The sequence below is a fragment of the Acidovorax sp. genome, from assembly GCF_046294525.1.
Lineage (GTDB): Bacteria > Pseudomonadota > Gammaproteobacteria > Burkholderiales > Burkholderiaceae_C > Acidovorax.
This window is the reverse complement of sequence record NZ_JBKBKQ010000004.1, coordinates 149308-163838: the sequence shown is the minus strand read 5'-3', so window position 1 is coordinate 163838 and position 14531 is coordinate 149308. Positions and strand designations below refer to the sequence as shown.

The 14531-nt window shown below is 64.8% G+C and carries 11 protein-coding genes; all 11 read right to left on the bottom strand.

Going from position 1 to position 14531, the window contains the following annotated elements:
• Window positions 1-58: 58 nt before the first annotated feature.
• Window positions 59-2674 carry a FimV/HubP family polar landmark protein gene (locus tag ACK4HJ_RS06730; RefSeq protein ID WP_409829048.1) on the bottom strand — a complete coding sequence of 872 codons (2616 nt, stop codon included), beginning with the start codon at window positions 2672-2674 and terminating at the stop codon, window positions 59-61.
• Between the two features lie 298 nt (window positions 2675-2972).
• The gene (asd, locus tag ACK4HJ_RS06725) at window positions 2973-4103 is read right to left on the bottom strand and encodes an aspartate-semialdehyde dehydrogenase (protein ID WP_409829046.1); all 1131 of its coding nucleotides are present in this window, start codon (window positions 4101-4103) and stop codon (window positions 2973-2975) included.
• Between the two features lie 406 nt (window positions 4104-4509).
• On the bottom strand, window positions 4510-5586 hold the full coding sequence (gene leuB, locus ACK4HJ_RS06720) for a 3-isopropylmalate dehydrogenase (RefSeq protein ID WP_409829044.1): 1077 nt from the start codon (window positions 5584-5586) through the stop codon (window positions 4510-4512).
• Window positions 5587-5667: 81 nt separating this feature from the next.
• The gene (gene leuD / locus ACK4HJ_RS06715; RefSeq protein ID WP_409829041.1) at window positions 5668-6318 is read right to left on the bottom strand and encodes a 3-isopropylmalate dehydratase small subunit; all 651 of its coding nucleotides are present in this window, start codon (window positions 6316-6318) and stop codon (window positions 5668-5670) included.
• 14 nt (window positions 6319-6332) lie between these two features.
• Window positions 6333-6461, bottom strand: coding sequence for an entericidin A/B family lipoprotein (locus ACK4HJ_RS06710; RefSeq protein WP_409829039.1), 129 nt, complete (start codon window positions 6459-6461; stop codon window positions 6333-6335).
• A gap of 21 nt (window positions 6462-6482) precedes the next feature.
• Window positions 6483-7904 carry a 3-isopropylmalate dehydratase large subunit gene (gene leuC, locus ACK4HJ_RS06705; RefSeq protein ID WP_409829036.1) on the bottom strand — a complete coding sequence of 474 codons (1422 nt, stop codon included), beginning with the start codon at window positions 7902-7904 and terminating at the stop codon, window positions 6483-6485.
• Between the two features lie 32 nt (window positions 7905-7936).
• Window positions 7937-8893 (bottom strand): LysR family transcriptional regulator, encoded by a 957-nt coding sequence (locus ACK4HJ_RS06700; protein WP_409829034.1) that lies wholly within the window; start codon window positions 8891-8893, stop codon window positions 7937-7939.
• Window positions 8894-9105: 212 nt separating this feature from the next.
• Window positions 9106-10470 (bottom strand): MBL fold metallo-hydrolase, encoded by a 1365-nt coding sequence (locus ACK4HJ_RS06695; protein ID WP_409829032.1) that lies wholly within the window; start codon window positions 10468-10470, stop codon window positions 9106-9108.
• A gap of 196 nt (window positions 10471-10666) precedes the next feature.
• Window positions 10667-11809: a molecular chaperone DnaJ gene (gene dnaJ / locus ACK4HJ_RS06690; protein WP_409829029.1), complete on the bottom strand. Its 1143-nt coding sequence runs from the start codon at window positions 11807-11809 to the stop codon at window positions 10667-10669.
• Between the two features lie 85 nt (window positions 11810-11894).
• The gene (dnaK, locus tag ACK4HJ_RS06685; protein WP_409829026.1) at window positions 11895-13847 is read right to left on the bottom strand and encodes a molecular chaperone DnaK; all 1953 of its coding nucleotides are present in this window, start codon (window positions 13845-13847) and stop codon (window positions 11895-11897) included.
• 101 nt (window positions 13848-13948) lie between these two features.
• Window positions 13949-14500 (bottom strand): nucleotide exchange factor GrpE, encoded by a 552-nt coding sequence (grpE, locus tag ACK4HJ_RS06680; RefSeq protein ID WP_409829023.1) that lies wholly within the window; start codon window positions 14498-14500, stop codon window positions 13949-13951.
• Window positions 14501-14531: the final 31 nt, after the last annotated feature.

Below are 14531 nucleotides of genomic sequence, written 5' to 3'. Positions count from 1 at the left end.
CGTGCGGCCTGGGGCAGGGTGGGGGCGCGGTGTGTCAAAAGCGCCCGCAGGTGTGGCATCAACCCAGTTCGGCCAGCATGCGCTGGGCGCGGGTTTTCAGGGCGCCGCTGGATTCCGCCACTACTTCTTCGATCAGCGTGCGTGCACCGTCGGTATCGCCGATCGCGTTGAACTCTTCGGCCAGTGCCAGCTTGGTGGCCAGCGGGTCGTCTGAACCGGCTGCGCCATCGTCCGAAAGATCGGCCACCGGTGCGGGGGCGGCTGCCTTGGGGGCGGGCGCCGCCATGGGTTTGACGGGGGCGTTCAGGTCGAGCGAAAGTTCGCCCAGGTCAAATTCCATGGGTCCGGAGTCCTGCGCCTGGCCCGACAGGGGCATGGGGCCCGAGGGCGCCATGCTCAGGTCGTCAGTCGGAAAGTCCAGGCTGGCGACGGGAGGTGGTGCCATGGGGCTCGGCGCAGTTTCCTGGGCGTTCCAGGCAGGCGCTGCCGTGGCTTGAGACACATCCGGCAAATCCAGACCGGGGCGCAGTGTGGGGGGCTCGTCTTCGTCGCGTGCAGCGCTGCGCGAGTGGGCCGCTGCGGCTGCCGCTGCAGCGGCAAAGCCGCCGGGGGCCGCGGGGGGCGCGTCGGTGAGCGCGTCGTCCGGCAGATCCAGGTCGAGGTCCAGATCCAGGTCGGGCGGCATGGCTGCTGCAGTCGCAGCCGCTGTTCCGGCACCCGCGCCGGTGAACGTGCTGGGGAAGCCGCCGGGTGGTTGCGATGGGTAGTCGTCGTCGCCCATTCCAGGGCGGCCGCCAGGCTGGTACAGGCGGTTGTCGGGATCCAGGTCACGGCCCAGTTCGGCGATGCGCGCCCAGTCCGGGCCTTCGCCCTGGGTCAGCTTGAACACGTCACCGGCCACTGCCTCCAGGGCCTTGCGGTCCTGGCGTTTGGCGTAGATCTCGCCGAGCTTCACATGCACCGACACCCGGGCGGGGTTGTGGCGAATGGCCTCCTTGAGGATTTCCTCCGCCTGCAGGTCGCGCCCATAGGCCAGGTACACGTCGGCCTCGGCCACGGGGTCCACGTCGCCGCCCGCGTCGAGTTGGCTGGGCGAGTAGGCCATGGACGAGCCGGTGGTCATCTCGCTGTTGGCGGTGTCTACACGCTGGCCGCCGCTGGCGCCGAAGAACGAATCGGGCTGGATGCGGCTTTCCAGGAAGGAACTGTCCACGCCAGCGTTTTGCTTGCGGCGCTGCACCACGCGGTAGGCGCCATAGCCCAGCAGCAATGCCAACAGGCCGCCACCCGCCAGGGGCAGCACGGGGTCGTCCATCAGGCCCGACAGGAAGCCGGGCTCCTCGGCCGGTGCGGGGGCTGGCACTGGCGCGGGCGCTGGGGCGGGTGCGGGTTCAGGAGCCGACGCGGGTTCGGAAGCGGCTTCCGCAGCTTCGGCAGCGGGGGCGGGGGCGCTGGCAGAGGTTTCGGGGGCAGATGCCGGCGCCTCCGGGGCGGTTGGCGTGGCGGGCACGGCGGGTGTTTGCACAGCCACACCAGCGGGGGCGCTGGCGGCGCCTGCCGCGGCAGGGGCGGCGCTGCCCGTGGGGGCCGACGCTGCGCCCAGCTTGTTCAGATCGGTGATGTTCTTCGACAGCTCGGCCATGCGCGTGGCGGCTTCGCTGGCTTGCTTGTCACGGGCCACCTGGTCTTCCGCGGCCTTTTGGCCGGTGACGGAGCCTTTGGACAGCGTGAGCTTGTCGGGCGCCGTGGTGGCAGGCTTGCGGTCTTCGACACGGGTTTGCACCGTGCCGGTGGCAGAGCGCTGCGCGGCGGCCACTTCGGTAGAAGGGGCTGCGCCCGCCAGCTTGCGGCGGAATTCGTTGAAGTCGCGGGCCTGCGCCGACAAGATCTGGCGGGCTTCGGCGGCGGGGGTCGCTTGTGCGGCAGCCTGGTCGGGCATCTGAAGCACGGCGCCGGCCTTGAGGCGGTTCACGTTGCCCTGGATGAATGCGTCGGGGTTGGCGCGCATCATGGCGACCAGCATCTGGTCGAGCGAGACATCCGCAGGGCGGTAGGCGTTGGCAATGCGGCCTGCCGTATCGCCGGCCTGAACCGTCACGCCATCGGCGGGTGCGGTGCGTGGTGTGGCGGCCGGACGCGGTGCTGAGGGCGCTGCGGCCGATTCGCTGCGGGCCGGGGCGGGGGGCGTGGCGCGTGTAGACGGTGCAGGCTGCGCGGCGGGCGCAGTGATCTGGGGCGACGCCGTGACTGCGGGCGCCGGGCGGCGCAGCGTGGGCGGATCGAACAGCATGGTGTAACTGCGCAGGATGCGGCCCGTGCCCCAGTTGGCGTCCAGCACCAGGTCGAGGAAAGGCTCGTTGACCGGGCGGTCACTGGACAGGCGCAGCACGGCGGTGCCGTCGGCGCGGCGCTGCAGCTGGATCTGCAGGCTGTTCATCGTCTGGGTGTATTCCATGCCCTGCGCACGGAAGACTTCGGGCGAGGCGGCTGTGGCCCGCAGCGTATCGGCCTCGGCGGGCGTGATCTGGGGGAGGTCGATCTCGGCGCGCAGAGGCTCGCCCAAAGCAGACTGCACAGTGATGCGACCCAGGGCCAAAGCGGCTGCGTCTCCAGCGTAAAAGCCAGCCGACACAACGGCCGCAGCCGCCAAGGCAGAAATTTTCCAACGATGCATGTTTGCCAACAACTGATTAGGATTTTTTGCGGCTCGGTCGAGCGGTGCAGTTTTTCTCATAGTCTGATCCCCGCCCCGGCGCGTGAAAATATGTAAAAAGCACCATAGCATCAATGTTTTGCACTGACAAGCTGAGGTGGCGCCGAAGCTTTGTGCGGCGGCCCCACGCCCCAACTTGGGGCATTGGGTTGTTGCCAATTGCCAACGACCCGTAACCGGGTGTGTCAAGACGTTGGCTGTAAAAAAGCGCCCACAACGGCCGTTATGCGCGCTTTTTCGAGGGAGGTGTGTAGCGGTTTCAGGCGTCCAGCAGGATACGCAGCATGCGGCGCAGCGGCTCGGCGGCGCCCCACAGCAGCTGGTCGCCGATGGTGAAGGCGCCCACGTACTCTGGGCCCATGGCCAGCTTGCGGATGCGGCCCACGGGGATGGTCATGGTGCCGGTTACGGCGACGGGAGTCAGATCCTTGATGGTGGCTTCACGGGTGTTGGGAACCACTTTCACCCATTCGTTGTCGGCGGCGATCATCGCCTCGATGTCCGCCACAGGCACGTCCTTCTTGAGCTTGAAGGTCAGCGCCTGGCTGTGGCAACGCATCGCACCCACGCGCACGCAGAAACCGTCCACGGGGATGGCGGCGGTGTTGAAACCTTCGCCCTGGCCCAGGATCTTGTTGGTCTCGGCCATGCCCTTCCATTCTTCCTTGGACATCCCGTTGCCCAGGTCCTTGTCGATCCAGGGGATCAGCGAGCCGCCCAGCGGCACGCCGAAGTTGGCAGTTTCGGAAGCGGAGAGACTGCGCTGCTTGGCGATGACCTTGCGGTCGATTTCGAGGATGGCGCTCTTGGGGTCATCCAGCAGGGCGCGGACTTCGGCGTTCAGTGTGCCGTACTGCGTGAGCAGCTCGCGCATGTGCTGGGCACCGCCGCCCGAAGCGGCCTGGTAGGTCTGGGTGCTCATCCATTCCACGAGGCCCGCCTTGTACAGCGCGCCCACGCCCATCAGCATGCAGCTCACGGTGCAGTTGCCGCCGATCCAGTCCTTGCCGCCGTTGGCCAGGGCATTCTTGATGACAGGCATGTTCACCGGATCAAGGACGATGACCGCGTTCTTCTCCATGCGCAGGGACGAGGCCGCGTCGATCCAGTGGCCGTTCCAGCCCGCGGCACGCAGCTTGGGGTACACCTCGTTGGTGTAGTCGCCGCCCTGAGCGGTGATGATGATTTCGCAGCGCTTGAGAGCATCAATGTTGAACGCGTCCTGCAGCGTGGTCTCGTTCTTCGCCTGGGCGGGCGCCTTGCCGCCTGCGTTCGACGTGGAGAAGAACATGGGCTCGATCAGATCGAAGTCCTTCTCTTGTTCCATGCGGTCCATCAGAACCGAGCCGACCATGCCGCGCCAGCCGACCAACCCTACCAACTTGCTCATTTCAACGCCCCTTTTCAGTGTAAGAAACAGTGCCCGACCGGGACTGGACCTTTGCCCCGGCTCGTCTGGGCCAGGGAGGGCGCACGACGATACCGGAGCTAGGTCAGCCCTTAATGGTCGTGGTTTTGGTGGTGATTGCGCGCACAGCCACGCCTGCCAGGGCGGCAGTAGCGGTGTTCATCAGGGCGAACGGGCGGGCGGCAAACATTGGGCGGGATTGTAGCGGATAAGCCTTTGACCGCAGTCGCGCGGATGGGGTCTTGGCGGTTTTCGACCGTTTTGATCGCCGTTTCGCGTTTTTCCGATGTTTTCTGGATACAGGCTAAACCGTCCGGTCATGAAAAAAGCGCCGCAGGGGGCGGCGCTTCTTCGTGATGGGGTGGCTTTACAGGGCCGGGCGTCAGACTCACTGCGCCGACAGCGCCTTCACCACCGCATCGCCCATCTGTGCAGTGCCCACCTTGGTCGTGCCTTCGCTGAAGATGTCGGGTGTGCGCAGGCCTTGGGCCAGCACCTTTTGCACCGCGGCTTCGATGCGCTGGGCGGCGGCTTCCTGGTTCAGGCTGAAGCGCAGCATCATCGCGGCCGACAGGATGGTGGCCAACGGGTTGGCCACGCCCTTGCCGGCGATGTCGGGGGCGCTGCCGTGGCTGGGTTCGTACAGGCCCTGGTTGCTGCTGTTCAGGCTGGCCGAGGGCAGCATGCCGATGGAGCCAGTGAGCATGGAGGCTTCGTCCGACAGGATGTCGCCGAACATGTTGCCGGTCACCACCACGTCAAACGCCTTGGGGGCCTTGACCAGCTGCATGGCCGCGTTGTCCACGTACATGTGCTGCAGCTCGATGTCGGGGTATTCCTTATGCACGTCGGTGACCACATCCTTCCAGAACTGGAAGGTTTCAAGCACGTTGGCCTTGTCCACGCTGGTGACCTTTTTGTTGCGCTTGCGGGCGGCCTGGAAGGCGACGTGGGCGATGCGCTCGATCTCGGGACGGCTGTAGCGCATGGTGTCGAAGGCTTCCTCGGCACCGGGGAAGTGGCCATCGGTGGCCACGCGGCGGCCACGCGGCTGGCCAAAGTAGATGTCGCCCGTCAGCTCGCGGATGATGAGGATATCGAGGCCCGCGATGAGCTCGGGCTTGAGGCTCGATGCGCCCACCAGTTGCTCGTAGCAGATGGCGGGGCGGAAGTTGGCGAACAGGCCCAGGTTCTTGCGCAGGCCCAGAATGGCTTGCTCGGGGCGCAGGGGGCGGTCGAGCTTGTCGTATTTCCAGTCGCCCACGGCGCCGAACAGGATGGCGTCGGCCTCTTTGGCGAGCTTGAGGGTGGAGTCGGGCAGCGGATGGCCGTGGGCTTCGTAGGCGGCGCCGCCGACCAGGGCGGATTCCATCTCGAACTTCAGGTCCAGCACTTCCAGGACCTTGACGGCCTCGGCGACGATTTCGGTGCCAATGCCGTCACCCGGCAGAACTGCGATTTTCATGACTTAATGTGATTCAAAAACGATAGCTGCCAGCGCTTGTTTAGTAAGCGCTAGCGGCCAATTTGACCTGAATTTTTTTGATCAGGACACCATGGTGTGGGCCAGCCACGGCTTGGTGGCCAGGCGCTGGGCTTCAAAGGCCTTGATCTTTTCCGACTGGCGCAAGGTCAGGCCGATGTCGTCGAAGCCGTTGAGCAGGCAGTACTTGCGGAAGGCCTGCACCTCGAACGGAATCTCTTCACCCTGCGGGCGCACGATGACCTGGCGCTCCAGGTCGATGGTGAGCTGGTAGCCGGGGAAGGCCGCCACCTCATCAAACAGCTGGGCCACAGTGGTCTCGGGCAGCACGATGGGCAAAAGGCCGTTCTTGAAGCAGTTGTTGAAGAAGATGTCGGCAAAGCTGGGCGCAATGATCGCGCGAAAGCCGTACTGGTCCAGCGCCCAGGGCGCGTGTTCGCGGCTGGAGCCGCAACCGAAGTTCTTGCGCGCGATCAGGATACTGGCGCCTTGGTAGCGCGGCTGGTTCAGCACGAAGTCGGGGTTGGGCTTGCGCTGGCTTTCAGGGATGCCGGGTTCGCCCTTGTCCAGGTAGCGCCACTCGTCAAACAGGTTGGGGCCAAAGCCCGTCTTCTTGATCGACTTGAGAAACTGCTTGGGGATGATGGCGTCAGTGTCGACGTTCTCGCGGTCCATCGGGGCCACGAGGCCCTGGTGCACGGTGAATTTCTGCATGGCGTGTGTATTACTTATTTGTTGGCCGCGCGCTCGATGGCACCGCCAGCGCGCTGTACGTCCTGGCCCACGCCCTTGACGGTGTTGCAACCCGCCAGCACAAAAGCCAGCGCGAGGGTGATGAATGCAGCAGTCTTTTTCATGATGCGCTCCTTGGTTGTCGATCAGGCGAACTGGCGGATGTCCACGAAGTGGCCGTGCACGGCGGCAGCGGCAGCCATCGCGGGGCTGACGAGATGGGTGCGGCCACCAGCGCCCTGGCGGCCTTCGAAGTTGCGGTTGCTGGTGGATGCGCAGCGCTCGCCGGGCTCCAGGCGGTCGGCATTCATGGCCAGGCACATGCTGCAGCCAGGTTCGCGCCATTCAAAGCCTGCGGCCTTGAAGATTTCGTGCAAGCCCTCGCGCTCGGCCTGCTCTTTGACGAGGCCCGAGCCAGGCACCACCATGGCCAGTTTCACGTTGCCGGCCACCTTGCGGCCCAGGTTCTTCACTACGGCGGCGGCTTCGCGCATGTCTTCGATGCGGCTGTTGGTGCAGCTGCCAATGAACACCTTGTCAATGGTGATGTCGTTGATCGGCTTGCCGGGCGTGAGGCCCATGTAGGTCAAGGCGCGCTCGATGGCACCACGCTTGTTGACGTCCTTTTCCTTGTCCGGGTCGGGCACGCGAGCGTCCACGCCCAGCACCATCTCGGGGCTGGTGCCCCAGGTGACCTGCGGCACGATGTCGCCCGCATCAAGCTTGACCACGGTGTCGAACTTTGCGTCGGCGTCGGAGTGCAGCGTCCTCCAGTACGCAACGGCCTGGTCCCATTCCACGCCCGTGGGCGACAGGGGGCGGCCCTTGACGTATTCGATGGTCTTGTCGTCTACCGCCACCAAGCCTGCGCGGGCACCGGCTTCGATGGCCATGTTGCACACGGTCATGCGGCCTTCCATGCTCATCGCGCGGAAGACGGAGCCTGCAAATTCGATGGTGTAGCCCGTGCCGCCGGCCGTGCCGATCTTGCCGATGATGGCCAGCACCACGTCTTTGGGCGTCACCCCTTTGGCGAGCTGGCCGTCCACCTGCACCAGCATGTTCTTGGCCTTCTTGGCCAGCAGGGTCTGCGTGGCCATCACGTGCTCGACCTCGGAGGTGCCGATGCCGTGGGCCAGTGCGCCGAACGCGCCGTGCGTGCTCGTGTGGCTGTCGCCGCACACCACCGTCATGCCGGGCAAGGTGGCGCCGTTTTCAGGGCCGATCACGTGCACGATGCCCTGGCGCTTGTGCATGAAGGGGAAGAATGCCGCCGGCGTGATCTGCGCGATGTTGTCGTTTAGCGTGGTGATCTGTTCCTTGCTGATCGGGTCGGTGATGCCGTCGTAGCCGTTCTCCCAGCCCGTGGTGGGGGTGTTGTGGTCGGCCGTGGCCACGATGGAGCTCATGCGCCAGACCTTGCGGCCCGCCTCGCGCAGGCCTTCAAACGCCTGGGGGCTGGTGACTTCGTGCACCAGGTGGCGGTCGATGTAGAGGATGGACGTGCCGTCTTCCTCGGTGTGGACGACGTGTTCGTCCCAGATCTTGTCGTACAGCGTGCGTCCCATGGCGTGGCTTTCTTTCTTTGTGCTTCCTGGCTTCAGGTGGGGGTTTGGATTTTAGTGTCGGGGTCCTGGCGCGGCGACAGGTGTTCCACCAGCAAACGCGCCGTGACAGGCAGGGCGTCAAAGTCACGGGCCACCACGCGCAGTTCGCGGTGCGCCCAGGCATCGGTGAGCGGAACGGCCTGCAGGTTGCCCACGCCGCGCATCAGTGCAAAGGCCCTGTCGGGCAATAGCCCTACGCCCAGGCCGTTGTCGATCATTCGGCACATGGCATCAAGACCCGTGACCTGGATGCGCTGGCGCAGTGGGCGCCCGGCGGCAGCAGCAGCCGCGCGCATGGCCAGGCTGATGCTGCTGTTGGCGTGCAGGCCCACGATGTCCCAGTCAAGGACTTCGTCAAAATTGATAGCTGCCAGCGTAGACAGGGCGTGCGCCCGGGGCACAACAAGTACCAGATTGTCTGCGCGGTAGGGGCGGGTCTGCAGCGCCAGGGCGCCGCCGCCGTTCGCCATGCCCACGTTGCAGATGCCGAGGTCGGCGGCGCCTTCCTGCACGGCGTGAAGCACGTCGCTGGAGAGGTGCTCCTGCAGGTCGATCTTGATCTGGCTGTGCTCGCGCGCGAAGGCGCCCAGGTCTTCGGGCAGAAACTGGAAGATGGCCGAGATGTTGGCGTGCATGCGCACATGGCCGCGCACGCCGTCGGCGTATTCGCTGAGTTCGCCCTGCATACGCTCCAGGCCGAACAGCACGGTGCGCGCGTGGTGCAGCAGGCTCTCGCCTGCGGGGGTGAGCGTGACGCCCCGGCTGTGGCGGTACAGCAGAGCGGTGTCCACGGCCGTTTCCAGGTCCGACAGGCGCTTGCTGACGGCCGATGCCGCGATGAACTCGCGCTCGGCCGCGCGGCCGATGCTGCCAAGCTCGCACACCGCCACAAACAATTGCAGCGAGGTCAGGTCAATACGGCGCGCAAAACTGCGCTCTGAGCTTTTCATGGGTGGGGGTAAGCCTTCTTGTTTGGAGAAGGCTGTGTATTTTCCCCCAAATCTCATGTATCTTGCCATCGTGGAATACGATGGTTGATGTCGTAGCCATGATAATAGCTATGGAAAAAGTGAGCTGCTGGCGCTTGTCGGCTGAAGACTGAATCATAAAAAATAGCTAAAGCTGTTGCTATTAAAGCGCTGAGTGCTCCTATTGTTATAGCTCAAGCGGTAGCGGTGCTGCCGTGTTCCGGCACCGTGGCACGCCAGCGCAATTCGTGCGCGATCCGCTGGCGAAGCTGGTCGGCCGCGCCCATCTCGCCGTGCACTACAAACACCTGGTCGGGCGCGTGGTCCATGCTGTGGAGCCAAGCGAGGAGCTGGTTGCCGTCTGCATGGGCCGATGCGGTGTTGAGCTTCACCACCTCGGCGCGCACCGCCACGTCCTGCCCATGGATGCGGATGGTTTTCTCGCCATCGGCCAGGCGGCCGCCGCGTGTACCTGGCGCCTGGTGGCCAGTCAGGATGATCATGTTGCGGTGGTCGCCCGCATGCAGCGCCAGGTGGTGCAGCACGCGCCCGCCCGTGGCCATGCCGCTGGCCGACAGAATGACCATGGGCCCGTGCAGGCGGGCCAGACCCTTGGACTGCTCGGGCGTCTGCACCATGGTGGCGCCGTGCTCCAGCGCGTTAACCTGCCGCGCGTCCAGCCGGTGCTCGCCCAAATGATGGCGGTACAGGCCGGTGGTGCTGACGGCCATGGGGCTGTCGAGGAACACCTTCAGGTTGGCGGGAATGACGCCCTGCGCCTTGAGCAGCCCGATGGCGTGCAGCACCACCTGTGCACGCCCCACGGCGAACACCGGCACCACGGCCACGCCGCCGCGCGCGGCCAGCCGCTGCAGGGCTGGGCCCAGTTCGCTCAGCAGGTCTTCCTGAGGGTGCTTCCGGTCGCCGTAGGTCGATTCGATCAGCACCGTGTCGGCCTGCGGCGGCGAGTCGGGCGGGTTCATCAGCATGTCGTCGGGCCGCCCCAGGTCGCCCGAGAACAGAATGCGCCGCCCGCCCACCTCCAGCAGTACGCTGGCAGCGCCCAGGATGTGGCCCGCGCTGGAGAACGTGGCATGCCAGCCGGGCAGCGGATCAAAACGGTGGTGCAGCGGGTGCACCTTGAATTGCTTGAGACTGTGTAGCGCATCGAGACGTGTGTACAGCGGCAAGGCGGGCGTGTGGCTGCTGAGCTGGTGCCGGTTCAGGAAGGCGGCGTCTTCCTCCTGCAGGTGGCCGCTGTCGGGCAACAGGATGGCGCACAGGTCGCGCGTGCCGGGCGTGGTGTGGATCGCGCGGTGGTAGCCATCGCGCGTCAGCAGCGGCAGGTAGCCGCTGTGGTCCAGGTGGGCATGCGTAAGCAGCACCGCGTCGATCTGGCCCGGGGCCAGCGGCAGAGGTTGCCAGTTGCGCAGGCGCAGCTGCTTGTAACCCTGGAAAAGCCCACAGTCGATCAGCAGGCTTTTGCTGTTGTGGCGGACCAAGTACTTGGAGCCGGTAACCGTGCCGGCGCCGCCCAGGAAGGTGATGTTCACGTCCATGCCATTGCTCCCGCGTGTGTACAGCGGCCATGGTATGGGCTGCACGGCCGCTGTGGGGCGGGATGTCGCATGCCCGCGAATCCGGCTTGATGCGCATCAAGCATTCCGTCCGTTTCATGGCGCCAGGACTGTCCGTGGCGGCGCAAAAAAAAACCGCCAGGCCCGAGAAGGCACTGGCGGTCGGCTGGGAGAGAGGTCAGCTGAAGAAGTTCTTCAGCCGGTCCGTCCAGCTCTCGCCGCTGGGCGAATGGCGTGCGCCGCCCTTCTTGAGCGACTCTTCCAGTTCGCGCAGCAGCTTGCGCTGGTGCTCGGTCAGCTTGACGGGCGTCTCGACCGCGATGTGGCAGTACAGGTCTCCCGGGTAGCTGGCGCGCACGCCCTTGATGCCCTTGCCGCGCAGGCGGAACTGCTTGCCGGCCTGGGTGCCTTCAGGAATGTCGATCGCTGCCTTGCCAGCCAGCGTGGGCACTTCGATCTCGCCGCCGAGTGCTGCCGTGATGAAGCTCACGGGCACCTGGCAGTGCAGGTCGTCGCCATCGCGCTCGAAGATGTCGTGTTTCTTCAGGCGGATTTCGATGTACAGGTCACCCGGTGGGCCGCCATTCGTGCCAGGCTCGCCGTTGCCGGTGCTGCGGATGCGCATGCCGTCGTCGATGCCCGCAGGGATCTTCACTTCCAGCGTCTTTTGCTTCTTGAGCTTGCCCTGGCCATGGCAGGTTGTGCAGGGCTCGGGAATGATCTTGCCAGTGCCACGGCAGTGCGGGCAGGTCTGCTGCACGCTGAAAAAGCCCTGGCGCATCTGCACCGTGCCTGCGCCCTGGCAGGTGCCGCAGGTCTTGGCGCTGGTACCGGGCTTGGCGCCGCTGCCGTGGCAGGTGTCGCAGCTCTCCCACGAGGGGATCCGGATCTGCGCATCCTTGCCGCGTGCGGCTTCTTCCAGCGTGATCTCCATGGCGTAGCTGAGGTCGCTGCCCCGGTACACCTGTCGGCCGCCGGCACCGCGCCCACGCCCGCCCTGCTGGCCAAACATGTCGCCGAAGATGTCGCCAAAGGCTTCGGCAAAGCCGCCAAAACCTTCCGCACCCGCGCCCGGGCCGCGCATGTTCGGGTCCACGCCGGCGTGGCCGTACTGGTCGTAGGCCGCCTTCTTCTGGGGGTCCGAGAGCATCTCGTAGGCCTCCTTGGCCTCCTTGAATTTCTCTTCCGCAGGCTTGGCCGCATCACCCTGATTGCGGTCAGGGTGGTACTTCATCGCCAGCTTGCGATAGGCCTTCTTGATTTCTTCGTCCGATGCGTTCTTGGGAACGCCCAGCACTTCGTAAAAGTCTCTTTTGGACATGGTCTTCTAAGCCCGGTTGGAACAGGAACGCCGCGCAAGCACCTTCAACGGCACCGCGCGGCGGCTCGGGTCAACAGCAGGCTGATCAGCCCTTCTTGACTTCCTTGACTTCAGCGTCCACCACGTTGTCGTCGTCCGCTGGCTTGCTGGACGCGCCGGCCGAGGCGCCACCTGCGGCTTCTGCACCGCCTGCGGCCTGGGCCGCTTGCGCAGCCTGGGACTCGGCGTACATCTTCTCGCCCAGCTTCTGGCTCGCGGCCATCAGCGCGGTCGTCTTCTCGTCGATGGCGGCCTTGTCCTCGCCCTTCAGGGCATCTTCCAGGGCCTTTACAGCGGCGGTGATCGCGTCCTTTTCACCAGCGTCCAGCTTGTCGCCATGCTCGGCCAGGCTCTTGTTCACGCTGTGCACGGCGGCTTCGCCCTGGTTCTTGGCCTGCACCAGTTCCAGCTTCTTCTTGTCGTCGGCGGCGTTCAGCTCGGCGTCCTTCACCATCTGCTGGATCTCTTCTTCCGACAGACCCGAGTTCGCCTTGATGGTGATCTTGTTTTCCTTGCCCGTGCCCTTGTCCTTGGCGCCCACGTGCAAGATGCCGTTGGCGTCGATGTCAAACGACACTTCGATCTGTGGCACGCCGCGTGCTGCAGGCGGAATACCTTCCAGGTTGAACTCGCCCAGCAGTTTGTTGCCCGAGGCCATTTCACGCTCGCCCTGGTAGACCTTGATGGTCACGGCTGGCTGGTTGTCGTCGGCCGTCGAGAAGGTCTGCGCGAACTTCGTCGGGATGGTCGTGTTCTTGGTGATCATCTTCGTCATCACGCCGCCCAGGGTTTCGATGCCCAGCGACAGCGGTGTCACGTCCAGCAGCAGCACGTCCTTGCGGTCGCCCGACAGCACCTGGCCCTGGATGGCAGCGCCCACGGCCACGGCTTCGTCGGGGTTCACGTCCTTGCGGGGTTCCTTGCCGAAGAATTCCTTGACCTTCTCTTGCACCTTGGGCATGCGGGTCATGCCGCCCACCAGGATCACGTCATGGATGTCAGACACGGACACGCCAGCGTCCTTGATGGCCATGCGGCAAGGGGCGATGGTGCGCTCGATCAGCTCTTCCACCAGGGCTTCCAGCTTGGCGCGGGTCAGCTTGATGTTCAGGTGCTTGGGACCCGAGGCATCTGCCGTGATGTAGGGCAGGTTGATATCGGTGGAGGCCGAGTTGGACAGCTCGATCTTGGCCTTTTCAGCGGCTTCCTTCAGGCGTTGCAGGGCCAGGACGTCCTTGGACAGGTCCACGCCTTGCTCTTTCTTGAACTCGCTGATGATGTAGTCGATGATGCGCTGGTCGAAGTCTTCGCCGCCCAGGAAGGTGTCGCCGTTGGTCGACAGCACTTCGAACTGCTTTTCGCCGTCCACGTCGGCGATTTCGATGATGGACACGTCGAAAGTGCCGCCCCCCAGGTCATACACGGCGATCTTGCGGTCGCCCTTTTCCTGCTTGTCCAGGCCGAAGGCGAGGGCTGCAGCCGTGGGTTCGTTGATGATGCGCTTGACGTCCAGGCCTGCAATGCGGCCGGCGTCCTTGGTGGCCTGGCGCTGGGCGTCGTTGAAGTACGCGGGCACCGTGATCACGGCTTCCGTGACCGGCTCGCCCAAGTAGTCCTCGGCCGTCTTCTTCATCTTGCGCAGGATGTCGGCCGACACCTGCTGTGCCGACAGCTTCTTGCCGCGCACTTCCACCCAGGCGTCACCGTTGTCGGCGGCCACGATGGAGTAGGGCATCAGGTCGATGTCCTTTTGCACTTCTTTTTCGGTGAACTTGCGGCCGATCAGGCGCTTGATGGCGAACAGCGTGTTCTTGGGGTTGGTCACGGCCTGGCGCTTGGCCGATGCGCCGACCAGAATTTCGCCGTCTTCCTGGTAAGCCACGATGGAGGGCGTGGTGCGTGCACCTTCGCTATTCTCGATCACACGCGTGGTGTTGCCTTCCATGATGGACACGCAGCTGTTAGTGGTGCCCAGGTCAATGCCGATGATTCTTCCCATGATTTTTCTCCGAATGCTGGAATGGTTTGGATGGCTAGTAACTTGTGGATAACTCGTGGGGGTTCAAGTCGTCCGCGCTGATTTTTTTGAAAGGATGGGGCTTACTTCGGCGCTGCGACGGTGACCAGCGCGGGGCGCAGCACGCGCTCGGCAATCACATAGCCCTTTTGCAGCACGGCCACGACGGTATTGGCCTCCTGCTCGGCGGGCACCACGCTGATGGCCTGGTGCTGGTGCGGGTCGAACTTGGCGCCTGCGGCGGGGTTGATGGCCAGCACCTTGTTGCGCTCCAGGGCGGTGGTCAACTGGCGCAGAGTGGCGTCCGCGCCTTCGCGCAGCTGCTCGGGGGTGGCCTCCTTGATGGCCAAGGCTGCATCCAGGCTGTCACACACGGGCAGCAGGCTTTCGGCAAAGCTCTCGATGCCGAACTTGCGGGCCTTGGCTACTTCATCCTCGGCGCGGCGGCGGGCGTTTTCCGCCTCGGCCTTCGCGCGCAGGAACTGGTCGGCCAGATCGGCGCTTTTGGCCTTCAGCTCGGCCAGCTCGCCCTGCAGGCGGGCCATCTCGTCAGAGGCGTGTGCAGCCATGGCGGCTTCAACTTCTTCGGGGGCGGGAGCGCTTTGGGGTGGATTGGTAGGGCTGGTATCGGACATGTTGTGGTCTGAAGGTAAAGGTGGACAGCTG

Excerpts from the sequence above, each read along its gene's own strand:
- leuD (WP_409829041.1), bottom strand. The coding sequence starts at position 6,318 with ATGCAGAAATTCACCGTGCACCAGGGCCTCGTGGCCCCGATGGACCGC.
- ACK4HJ_RS06710 (WP_409829039.1), bottom strand. The coding sequence starts at position 6,461 with ATGAAAAAGACTGCTGCATTCATCACCCTCGCGCTGGCTTTTGTGCTG.
- ACK4HJ_RS06700 (WP_409829034.1), bottom strand. The coding sequence starts at position 8,893 with ATGAAAAGCTCAGAGCGCAGTTTTGCGCGCCGTATTGACCTGACCTCG.
- ACK4HJ_RS06695 (WP_409829032.1), bottom strand. The coding sequence starts at position 10,470 with ATGGACGTGAACATCACCTTCCTGGGCGGCGCCGGCACGGTTACCGGC.
- ACK4HJ_RS06730 (WP_409829048.1), bottom strand. The coding sequence starts at position 2,674 with ATGCATCGTTGGAAAATTTCTGCCTTGGCGGCTGCGGCCGTTGTGTCG.
- grpE (WP_409829023.1), bottom strand. The coding sequence starts at position 14,500 with ATGTCCGATACCAGCCCTACCAATCCACCCCAAAGCGCTCCCGCCCCC.
- leuC (WP_409829036.1), bottom strand. The coding sequence starts at position 7,904 with ATGGGACGCACGCTGTACGACAAGATCTGGGACGAACACGTCGTCCAC.
- dnaJ (WP_409829029.1), bottom strand. The coding sequence starts at position 11,809 with ATGTCCAAAAGAGACTTTTACGAAGTGCTGGGCGTTCCCAAGAACGCA.
- leuB (WP_409829044.1), bottom strand. The coding sequence starts at position 5,586 with ATGAAAATCGCAGTTCTGCCGGGTGACGGCATTGGCACCGAAATCGTC.
- dnaK (WP_409829026.1), bottom strand. The coding sequence starts at position 13,847 with ATGGGAAGAATCATCGGCATTGACCTGGGCACCACTAACAGCTGCGTG.
- asd (WP_409829046.1), bottom strand. The coding sequence starts at position 4,103 with ATGAGCAAGTTGGTAGGGTTGGTCGGCTGGCGCGGCATGGTCGGCTCG.